This is a genomic window from Streptomyces sp. SID3343 (genome assembly GCF_009865215.1).
In the GTDB taxonomy this organism is placed as follows: Bacteria; Actinomycetota; Actinomycetes; order Streptomycetales; family Streptomycetaceae; genus Embleya.
Window position 1 is genome coordinate 1 of sequence record NZ_WWJX01000963.1, and the last position, 6,446, is coordinate 6,446.

Consider the following 6,446-nt stretch of genomic DNA (forward strand, 5'->3'; position numbering starts at 1 on the left):
CGGGCTCGGGCGCCGGCGGCGCGCCGCCGAGCGAGACCGCGATGATCGGCGTGCCGACCGCGACCGTGTCGCCCTCGGCGGCGTACAACTCGGTCACCACACCGTCGAACGGACACGGCAGTTCGACGAGCGCCTTCGCCGTCTCGACCTCGACGATGACCTGACCGTCCGTCACCTCGTCGCCGACCTTGACGTGCCACCCGACGATGTCGGCCTCTTCGAGGCCCTCGCCGACGTCGGGCATCAGGAACTTCTTCACCTCGGACACGGGGTTCCTCACCAGGCCAGGGAGCGGTCGACGGCATCGAGCACACGGTCGAGATCGGGGAGGAACTCCTCCTCGACCCGCGACGGCGGATACGGCGTGTGATAGCCGCCGACCCGCAGGACCGGCGCCTCCAGGTGGTAGAAGCAGCGCTCGGTGATCGTCGCCGCCACCTCGGCGCCGATGCCCAGGAACGACGGCGCCTCGTGCACGACCACCAGGTGCCGCGTGCGCTTGACCGACTCCTCGACCGCGTCGAAGTCCAGCGGGGACAGCGAACGCAGGTCGATCACCTCCAGCTCGCGCCCCTCCTCGGCCGCTGCGGCGGCGGCTTCGAGGCAGGTCGCGACCATCGGCCCGTAGGCGACCAGGGTGCACGCGTCGCCCGAGCGCACGAGCCGCGAACCGTACAGCGGGTCCGGCGTCGCGGTCGGGTCGACCTCGGCCTTGGTCCAGTAGCGCCGCTTGGGTTCGAAGAAGATCACCGGGTCGTCGGACGCGATGGCCTGCTGGATCATCCAGTAGGCGTCCACCGGGTTCGAGCACGAGACCACGCGCAGGCCGGCGGTGTGCGCGAAGTACGCCTCCGGCGACTCGCTGTGGTGCTCGACCGCGCCGATGCCGCCGCCGAACGGGATCCGCACGACGATCGGCAGCTTCACGAAGCCGAGCGAGCGCGCGTGCATCTTCGCGAGCTGCGTGACGATCTGGTCGTACGCGGGATACACGAAGCCGTCGAACTGGATCTCCACGACCGGCCGGTAGCCCGCGAGGGCCAGACCGATCGCGGTGCCGACGATGCCGGACTCGGCGAGCGGGGTGTCCACCACCCGGTCCTCGCCGAAGTCCTTTTGCAGACCGTCGGTGACCCGGAAGACGCCACCGAGCTTGCCGATGTCCTCTCCCATGATCAAGACCTTGGGGTCGGCGTCGAGCGACTTGCGCAGGCCGGCGTTGAGCGCCTGCACCATCGACATCGGACGGGCCTTGCCGGGCTGTGCCGCGGCATCCGTGGAAGCCATCAGTGACCCTCCTCCGCGGCGTCGACGAAGGACGCGTGGTAAGCCTGGAATTCGGCCCGTTCCCGGTCCACGAGGGTGTGCGGATCCGCGTAGACGTGCTCGAACATCATGGCCGGATCCGGGTCCGGCATCGTGCGCACACCGTCGCGCACGCGCTTGCCCAACGCCTCGCTCTCGGCTTCGAGATCCGCGAAGAACTCCGGGCTCGCGATGCCCTGCTTGTGGATGAACGCCTTGAGACGCTCGATCGGGTCCTTGTGCTTCCACTCCTCGAGTTCCGCGCTGAGCCGGTAGCGGGTCGGGTCGTCGGACGTGGTGTGCGCGCCCATGCGGTACGTGAACGCCTCGACGAGCATCGGCCCCTCCCCGCGCCGGGCCCGCGCCAGTGCGGCCCGGGTCACCGCGAGGCACGCGAGGACGTCGTTGCCGTCGACGCGTACTCCGGGAAAACCGAAGCCTGCGGCCCGCCGATACAGCGGAACCTTCATCTGCCGCTCGGTGGGCTCGGAGATCGCCCATTGGTTGTTCTGGCAAAAGAACACCACGGGCGCGTTGAACACCGCGGCGAACGTGAATGCCTCGTTGACGTCACCCTGGCTGGAGGCACCGTCGCCGAAATACGTGACGACCGCGGCATCGCTTCCGTCGCGCTGTTGCCCCATCGCGTATCCGACGCCGTGCAGCGTCTGTGCGCCGATGACGATCGTGTAGAGGTGGAAATTGTTCTCGCGAGGGTTCCAGCCGCCGTGGTTGACGCCTCGGAACATCCCCAGCAGGTTCAACGGGTCGACGCCGCGACACCACGCGACGCCGTGTTCGCGATAGGTGGGAAATACGTAGTCGTCCGGACGCAATGCGCGACCGGAACCGATCTGCGCGGCCTCTTGGCCGAGCAGGGAGGCCCACAGGCCCAATTCGCCCTGCCGCTGCAACGCGGTGGCCTCGGCGTCGAAACGCCGCACCAAAACCAGGTCGCGGTACAGGCCGAGGTATTCGTCGTCGGTGAGGTCGACCGCGTAATCGGGGTGCTCGACGCGCTCGCCCTCGGGGGTGAGCAACTGGATCAGTTCGGGACCGGCTCCGGATTCGGGCGGAAACAATGCCCCGTCCATACTGTCCACTGCCACTTTCTCTCCTCCGTCTGTCCGGTCCGCGGGGTCGCCGTGGACCGGGTCCGGATCGCCGGGCCCGGTTCCGCGCGGGGTGTGCGCGGCTACCTTGATGTGCAGACACGGCGATGGGTGGCTGTACTTCCTAGGATTTCCTAGGAATTCCCGGGTGAATCCGGGTGGTACCTGCGCACGGCATGCGGTTCGAAAACCGCACACCGCAACGTTACCCACCAGTCCTGCCGGCACGTAGCGGCGACCGGCCCGAACGTGGGGTTGCCCGTTGGTGAATCCCGACAAGAGCACCGGTGGAGCACGGCAATTCGTGCATGCGGCGACCTGATAGAGCCGTTCTCGTCGCGTCACGCGGCACCCCGAGTAGGCCCGTGCGAACCTGGACAAGTGACCGATCAGGGAATTATCCGGGTATTCCTCCTCGACGACCACGAGGTGGTGCGCCGCGGTGTCCACGAGTTGTTGTCCATCGAGGACGACATCGACGTCGTGGGCGAGGCCGGCACCGCTGCCGAGGCGCTCGTGCGCATCTCGGCGACCCGACCGCACGTGGCGGTGCTCGACGTACGCCTGCCGGACGGCAGCGGGGTCGAGGTGTGCCGCGAGATCCGCTCGCAACTGCCCGACGTGCGCTGCCTGATACTGACATCGTTCTCCGACGACGAGGCGCTGTTCGACGCGATCATGGCGGGCGCGTCGGGCTACGTGCTCAAGGACATCCGCGGCTCGGACCTGGTCGGCGCGGTGCGCGAGGTGGCCTCGGGCAAGTCGCTGTTGGACCCGGCGGCCACCGCGCGCGTCCTGGAGCGGCTGCGCGGCGGCACGCGCGACGACCAGCGACTCGCGGCGCTCAGCGATCAGGAGCGGCGGATCCTGGACCTGATCGGCGAGGGAATGACCAACCGGCAGATCGGCGGGCGGATGCACCTCGCCGAGAAGACGGTCAAGAACTACGTGTCCAGCCTGTTGGCCAAGCTCGGCATGGAGCGGCGCACTCAGGCCGCCGCGTACGTCGCACGGCAAAAGGCCGAGCAGGGTCGTTAGCCCGCCGTGCGCGGGTCGGCCCGATCACAGCGGCACCGACCACGTCACCGTCGTGCCCTTGCCGCTGGGGCCGGGACCGAAGGTCGCCGAGCCGCCCAACTCCTCGGCGCGGCTCGACAGGTTGGCCAGGCCGCTGTGCCGGCGGTTCGGCGGGAGGCCCACACCGTCGTCGGTGACGCTCAGTTCGACGGTGCCGGCCACCACGAGGTACACCTCGACGCGCGACGCCCGCGCGTGCCGGGACACGTTGGACAAGATCTCGCGCAGCGCCGCGAGGAGTTGTTCGGCCACGCCGTCGGGCACGGTCGAGTCGACGGGACCCACGAACGTGACGGTCGGGTCGAAGCCCAGCACGGGCCCTGCGGCGGCCACCTCGCGCAGCACCCGTCCGCGCACGCCCGTGGGCCCCTCGCGCGGCGGGTTCTGCAACGCGAAGATCGTGCTGCGCACCTCGCGGATCGTCGCGTCGAGTTCGTCCACCGCCTGGTTGACCCGCCGGGTGACCTCCGGCATCCGGGCGAGCCTGGCCGCGCCTTGGAGCATCATGCCGGTCGCGAACAGCCGCTGGATGACCAGGTCGTGCAGGTCACGGGCGATCCGATCGCGGTCCTCGAAGACCGCGAGCCGTTCGCGGTCGCGCTGCGCGCTCGCGAGCATGAGCGCGATCGCGGCCTGCCCGCCGAACGTCTGCGCCATCGCCCGCTCGGTGTGCGCGAAGGAGACCTCGCCGATGTGCTTGTCGAGTTCGAGCGCGCCCAGGATCCGGTCGCTCGCGATGAGCGGTACGAGCAGCCCGGGGCCGTAGCAGCGGGATTTCTCCAGCATCACGTCCGGGTCGGTGCTCATGTCCTCGATGAACAGGGTGCGGCCCGCGTTGATCGCCTCGGCGAGCGGGCTGTCCCGAGCGACCGAGGTGCCGCCGAGGCCGGCCAGGTCGACCCCGGCGGTGACCTCGACGAGGTAGGAACCGTCGGGCTGCGGGAGATACATCGCGGCGAAGTCCGCTTCGGCGAGGTAGCGCGCCCGCTCGGCCACGACCGCGAGTGCCTCGTCCGGGTCCTGGGTGGTCAGCAGCGTCGTGGTGACGTCGGCCGAGCCCATGATCCACTTCTCCCGGCGATTCGCGCTCTCGAACAGTCGCGCGTTCTCGATCGCGACGCCGGCCGCCGCCGCGAGGGCGCGGACCACCTGCTCGTCCTCGATGGTGAAGTCGGGTCGACCGTGCTTCTCGGTCAGGTACAGATTGCCGAACACCTCGTCGCGCACCCGGATCGGGACGCCCAGGAACGAGTGCATCGCGGGGTGGTTCGGCGGAAAGCCGTACGACTCGCGATGCCGGGTCAGGTCGTCGAGAAGCAGCGGCTCGGGGCGGTCGATCAGCAGGCCCAGGATGCCGCGGCCGTGCGGCAGATCGCCGATCAGCGCGCGGTCGCCCTCGTCGATGCCGACCGTGATGAAGTCGGACAGGCCGCGGTCGGGGCCGATCACGCCCAGGGCGGCGTAGCGGGCGTCGACCAGGTCGGCGGCTGCCTCGACGATACGGCGCAAGGTGGTGTGCAGGTCGAGGTCGGCGCCGACGGCGATCACGGCTTCGAGCAGGCGTTGGAGGCGGCCGCCGGTGGCCGCCGCGGAGCCGAGTCGGTCGATCACCTCGGCGACGAGGTCGCTCAGGCCGAGTGCGGCCGGGTCGAGGGCACGGGCGGAGGGGGACTGCTCGTCCGGACCGGCGGGGTCGCGCCGGTCGGACGGGGCGCGCGGGTCGTCCGAGCCGGCCGAGTCCTGCGGGCCGTGCGGGCCGTGCGGGTCGTGCCGGTCGTGCCGGTCGTGCCGGTCGTGCCGGTCGTGCCGGTCGTGCCGGTCGTGCCGGTCGTACGGGTCGTGCCGGTCGTGCGGGTCCCCCGGGTCGTCGGCGTTCACCATGGGCAGAGCCTACGTGGACAAAACCGGATGAACCGCTCACGGCACCCGGACACGCGTGCGGGTCTACCCGGCGACCGGCTCGGCCGTTCGTTCGCGGTCCAAGAGGGTACGGAAGGTGCCCGGGGAGCGGACGAGTTGCTCCCACGTGCCGCGTTGCGACACCCGACCCTCGGTCAGCACGACGATCTCGTCGACCGCGTCCAGGCCGGTGAGCCGGTGCGTCACCAACACGGTGGTACGCCCGCGCGTCGCGTCCAACAGGTCGGCGGTCAGCGCGTCGGCGGTGGCCAGGTCGAGGTGCTCGGCGGGTTCGTCCAGGAGCAGGATCTCGAAGTCGGCGAGCAGCGCGCGGGCGAGCGCGAGGCGTTGACGCTGCCCGCCGGACAGGCGCGCGCCGTGCTCACCGACCATCGTGTCCAGGCCCGCGGGAAGCGTGTCGACCCAGTCCAGCAGACGGGCCCGGGCCAGGGCCGCGCGCAGGTCGTCGTCGGTGCAGTCGGGACGGGCCAGGCGCAGGTTCTCGCGCAGCGAGCTGTCGAACACGTGGGCGTCCTGCGCGCACAGGCCGATCACCCGGCGCACGTCGTCACCGGCGAGGTCGGTCAGCGAGGTGCCGTCCAGGGTCACCGTGCCGGCGGCCGGTTCCAGGAAGCGCAGCAGGACGTTGGCCAGCGTGGTCTTGCCCGAGCCGCTCGGGCCGACCACCGCGACGCGCTTGCCGGGGGTGAGGTCGAGGTCGACGCCGGCCAGGGCGGGCGGCCCCTGCGGGGTCCACCGCGCGTGCAGGTCGCGCACGGCCAGGCCGCGCGGGGCGGCGGGGAGTGCGGCGGGCTCGGTCGGTTCGCGCACCGGTTCCGGCGCGTCGATCACCTCGAACACGCGGGCCGCGGCACGGCGTGAGCTCTCCAGGTGTCGGCCCGCGGCGGGCAGGACGGCGGTGGCCTCGAACGCGGCGAGCGGGGTGAGCACGACCAGCGCGAGCAGGACGCCGTTCAGGTGTCCGGCGTGTACGGCGGCGACCCCGACGAGCGCGGAGGCCCACACGGTCGCGCCGGTGACCAGGGTCGACAG

The 6,446-nt window shown here is 70.7% G+C and carries 6 protein-coding genes; 1 reads left to right on the plus strand and 5 read right to left on the minus strand.

All coding sequences use genetic code 11. The features are described 5' to 3' along the window. From GT354_RS30255 to pdhA, 3 genes are all read right to left on the minus strand, one after another. Positions 1–244: biotin/lipoyl-containing protein (locus tag GT354_RS30255; RefSeq protein WP_346012243.1), on the minus strand; the 244-nt coding region annotated here is incomplete at its 3' end. A gap of 32 nt (positions 245–276) precedes the next feature. After that, the gene (locus tag GT354_RS30260; RefSeq protein ID WP_161359564.1) at positions 277–1,242 is read right to left on the minus strand and encodes an alpha-ketoacid dehydrogenase subunit beta; all 966 of its coding nucleotides are present in this window, start codon (positions 1,240–1,242) and stop codon (positions 277–279) included. A 44-nt stretch (positions 1,243–1,286) separates the two neighbouring features. Further along, positions 1,287–2,399 carry a pyruvate dehydrogenase (acetyl-transferring) E1 component subunit alpha gene (gene pdhA / locus GT354_RS30265; protein WP_161359565.1) on the minus strand — a complete coding sequence of 371 codons (1,113 nt, stop codon included), beginning with the start codon at positions 2,397–2,399 and terminating at the stop codon, positions 1,287–1,289. Between the two features lie 399 nt (positions 2,400–2,798). On the opposite strand from pdhA, the gene GT354_RS30270 reads away from it, so the two are divergent. Next, positions 2,799–3,455 carry a response regulator transcription factor gene (locus tag GT354_RS30270; protein WP_161359562.1) on the plus strand — a complete coding sequence of 219 codons (657 nt, stop codon included), beginning with the start codon at positions 2,799–2,801 and terminating at the stop codon, positions 3,453–3,455. Positions 3,456–3,479: 24 nt separating this feature from the next. On the opposite strand, the gene GT354_RS30275 is transcribed toward GT354_RS30270, so the two are convergent. Continuing rightward, complete coding sequence (locus GT354_RS30275; protein WP_237535613.1) at positions 3,480–5,375, minus strand: GAF domain-containing sensor histidine kinase; 1,896 nt, start codon at positions 5,373–5,375, stop codon at positions 3,480–3,482. 63 nt (positions 5,376–5,438) lie between these two features. Next, the coding region (gene cydC, locus GT354_RS30280; protein WP_161359563.1) for a thiol reductant ABC exporter subunit CydC at positions 5,439–6,446 on the minus strand (1,008 nt) is incomplete at its 5' end.